Annotated in this window: 6 protein-coding genes; 5 read left to right on the forward strand and 1 reads right to left on the reverse strand. The window is 65.0% G+C overall.

Features of this window, described 5'->3' with window-relative positions; all coding sequences use genetic code 11:
- Window positions 1-456 (forward strand): sensor histidine kinase (locus ACE3UY_RS03185; protein WP_374686105.1); only part of this gene is annotated, 456 nt, incomplete at its 5' end.
- Between the two features lie 143 nt (window positions 457-599).
- Window positions 600-1,253, forward strand: a complete 654-nt coding sequence (locus tag ACE3UY_RS03190) for a response regulator (protein ID WP_374686106.1) — start codon at window positions 600-602, stop codon at window positions 1,251-1,253.
- Between the two features lie 70 nt (window positions 1,254-1,323).
- On the opposite strand, the gene ACE3UY_RS03195 is transcribed toward ACE3UY_RS03190, so the two are convergent.
- The gene (locus ACE3UY_RS03195) at window positions 1,324-1,557 is read right to left on the reverse strand and encodes a hypothetical protein (protein ID WP_374686107.1); all 234 of its coding nucleotides are present in this window, start codon (window positions 1,555-1,557) and stop codon (window positions 1,324-1,326) included.
- Between the two features lie 247 nt (window positions 1,558-1,804).
- Here ACE3UY_RS03195 and ACE3UY_RS03200 point away from each other — a divergent pair, with 247 nt between their 5' ends.
- The 3 genes from ACE3UY_RS03200 to ACE3UY_RS03210 form a co-directional block, all read left to right on the forward strand.
- The gene (locus tag ACE3UY_RS03200) at window positions 1,805-2,362 is read left to right on the forward strand and encodes a hypothetical protein (RefSeq protein ID WP_374686108.1); all 558 of its coding nucleotides are present in this window, start codon (window positions 1,805-1,807) and stop codon (window positions 2,360-2,362) included.
- A 188-nt stretch (window positions 2,363-2,550) separates the two neighbouring features.
- The gene (locus tag ACE3UY_RS03205) at window positions 2,551-3,102 is read left to right on the forward strand and encodes a hypothetical protein (RefSeq protein WP_374686109.1); all 552 of its coding nucleotides are present in this window, start codon (window positions 2,551-2,553) and stop codon (window positions 3,100-3,102) included.
- A gap of 132 nt (window positions 3,103-3,234) precedes the next feature.
- The coding region (locus tag ACE3UY_RS03210) for an ATP-binding cassette domain-containing protein (protein ID WP_374686110.1) at window positions 3,235-3,461 on the forward strand (227 nt) is incomplete at its 3' end.

Consider the following 3,461-nt stretch of genomic DNA (forward strand, 5'->3'; position numbering starts at 1 on the left):
CGCCACTCCGTCTCGGCCCTGCGCGAGTCGCCGCTGGGCCGGCGGGCGCTGCCGGAGACCATCGCCGCCCTGGTCGCCGAGACGCAGGCGGCGGGCATTGTGGCCGAACTGGCCGTAGACGGCCCGCCCCGCCCGCTCGACCCGCGCGTGGAGCTGACACTCTACCGCGCCGCGCAGGAGGGGCTGACCAACGTACGCAAGCACGCCCACGCCTCGCGCGCCGACCTGCGCCTCGACTACCGCGACCCGGCGTCGGTCAGCCTGACGGTGAGCGACAACGGGCCGGGGCTGGGCGGCGCGCCGGCCGGCGACGAGGAGGCCGGAGGCGGCTTCGGGCTGCTGGGGCTGCGCGAGCGGGCGCGGCAGTTGGGCGGGCAGGTAGAGACGGCCACGGCCCCCGGTGAGGGCTTCACCCTGATCGTCGCCCTGCCGACGAAGAAAGAAGAAGAAGAATGATCCGCAGATTTCGCAGATTACGCAGATAAAGAGGCTTACGCAAAGAGCGCAAAGTACGCAAAGAACGCTAAGCTTATCGGTTTCTTCTTTGCGTTCTTAGCGTACTTTGCGTCCTTTGCGTGAGCCTCTTAAAGGTTAGACTTATGTCAATTCGTGTGTTACTCGTTGACGATCAGGCGCTCTTTCGGGAGGGGTTGTGCACCCTGTTATCGCTGCACGAGGACATCGAGGTCGTGGGCGAGGCGGGGGACGGGCAGGAGGCGCTGGCGGCGGCGGTCGAGTTGCGGCCGGACGTGGTGTTGATGGATTTGCGCATGCCGGTGCTCGACGGCGTGGCGGCCACGCGCCGGCTGCGCGAGGTCGCGCCGGCCAGCCGGGTCATCGTGGTGACGACGTTCGACGACGACGAGTACGTCTTCGAGGGGCTGCGGGCCGGGGCGGTGGGCTATCTATTGAAGGACGTGTCGTCGGCCAAGCTGGTGGAGGCCATTCGCGCCGCGGCGCGCGGGGAGAGCTTCCTGCAGCCTTCGATCACGGCCAAGGTGCTGGCCGAGTTCAGCCGGCTGGAGGAGCGGGCCGCGCCCGCGCCGGCCGCGGCGCTGGTGGAGCCGCTGTCGGAGCGGGAGATCGAGATACTGCGGCTGGTGGCCGCCGGGGAGAGCAACAAGGAGATCGCCGCGCAGCTCTACATCGCCGAAGGGACGGTGAAGAACCACGTCACCAACATCCTGGGCAAGCTGGGCGTGCGGGATCGGACGCAGGCGGCGCTGCGGGCGAGGGAACTGGGGGTGTTGTAAGAAGTCTCACGCAAAGACGCCAAGCTCAGAATTCTGAGCTTGGCGTTCTTTGCGTCTTGGCGTGAGATTCTTACTCTTCGTCCTGTTGATGGGCGTCCATGAGGTCGAACAAATCCACGGTACGGTCGAGGTCTTCCCACTGCCCCTCCACCACCCGCGGCCGGCGCAGCCGGACGACGAACACGTCGGAACCCAGGAACATCTCGCCCACTTCCTTCCCCAGGGTGTGGGCGTTGCGCTGCAACAGATCGTTGAGCGCCTCGCGAATACGAAGCGTCGGTTTAGACGGCCACTGCTCACTCATTCCTTTACTCACCCCGACTGCTTCCCCTACAGTCCCTTCCAGTACCAGCACTGATTGTAGCCCCATTTGCCGAAACTGTCCGTTAAAACAACGTAGATAGTAGGGGCAGACCTGCGTGTCTGCCCCAAAGCACACGCGGGTCTGCCTCAGGGCGCACACGCAGGTGCGCCCCTACCGATCAAACTATATCTTTTGATAGAGGCGAACGGGACGCGAACCCATGTATGCTAAGGGGTGGAGGTGCACTATGAACACAAGAAGAGAAAGAGGTAGTCTCGTGTGGGGTCTCATCCTGGTGTTAGTCGGCCTGGTGGCGCTTTTTGGGCGCTACATCCCCGATATCTACGGGTTGATCGTCCCCGTCCTGATTCTGGGCGGCCTGGCCCTGATCTTCTTCATCGCCGGCCTGGTCACCCGCGAAGCCGGCTGGTTCATCCCGGCCGGCATTGTCGGCGGCGTGGGCGCGGGCATCTGGGCCACGTCCAGCGCGATGGTGGACGGCTGGGGCGTCGACGAAGGCGGCGTGTTCATGCTGATGTTCGCCCTCGGCTGGGCCACCATCCCGATCACCACGCTCCTGTTCACTCAAGAGCGCCATTGGTGGGCGTTCATCCCCGCCGCCATTTTCGCCGTCATCGGGCTGGCCGTCCTCTACGGCGGCATCTTCGAGGACGCGCTCAACCTGTTCAACGTGTTGTGGCCGGTGGCGCTGATCGTCCTGGGGGTGTTGGCCATCCTGCGGGTGCGCCGCCGCCACTATCAGGATGAGCTTCCCGACGAGAAGCCTATCGAGAAGCACGCGTAGGGAAGCATCCGCAGATTACGCAAGGCTAGGGGCTAGGTTCTAGGGGCTAGGGGCTAGGGGAAGAACGTTCTTCCCCTAGCCCCTAATCATGACTTAAGCATGACCCCGCCGTGACTTCCGGCACATCCAAACGCGCGCCGCGCCTGCTATCCTATCGACAGTTCACAGACAGATAGCGGAGGCAAATCATGCACAAGGAAAATCGCGGCGCGCTCATCGGCGGTCTCGTTCTCATCCTCGGCGGGGCGCTGGCCCTGGCCGGGCAGTTCATCCCCGACAGGTGGGGCTTCCCGTTCATCCTGTTAGTCCTGCTGGGCCTGGGCGTCGTCTTTCTGGCGGCGGGCATCGCCACCCGCGAGGCGGGCTGGATCATCCCCGGCGGCATCCTGAGCGGCATCGGCGCGGGCATCGCCCTGGTGGACGGCCCGCTGACCGGGCTGGTTCCAGGCGACGAGGGCGGCCTGTTCATGCTGGCCTTCGCCGGCGGCTGGTTCCTCATCACCCTGCTGACCGGCCTGTTCACCGATGAAACCCACTGGTGGGCGCTCATCCCCGGCGGCATCATGGCCCTCATTGGTCTGGCCGCGGGCTACGGCAGCGTCTTCGCCTGGGCGCTGGAAGCTATCGGCCGCGTCTGGCCCGTTGCGCTCATCATCGTCGGCCTCATCGTGCTGTTCCGCTCGCGCCGTCCACAGAAGGGCGACGGTCAGGACGTGAGCGACCTGGTCGAGAAGGCGTAAGTAACACCGGTACGCGGGGCATCCCTATGACCGGCATATGACGTAGGGTCAAGGCGACCGGGAAAGCATCATGTCCAAACGAACAGCCTTGTCTCCCGGTCACCTTGCCCCTACACGATACATGGAGCGACCATGACCACCGACCCTATTCTCATCGCCAAAGACCTGCGCAAATCGTTCGGCGACTTCGAGGCCGTGAAGGGCATCTCCTTCAGCGTCCTGCGCGGCGAAATCTTCAGCCTGCTCGGCCCCAACGGCGCGGGCAAGACGACCACCCTCAACATGCTCAGCTGCCTGCTGGAGCCGACGGGCGGCAGCGCCCAGGTGGCGGGCCATGCCATCCCCGGCGACACGCTGGC

This window comes from Promineifilum sp. (SeqCode) (assembly GCF_041918635.1).
GTDB lineage: Bacteria > Chloroflexota > Anaerolineae > Promineifilales > Promineifilaceae > Promineifilum.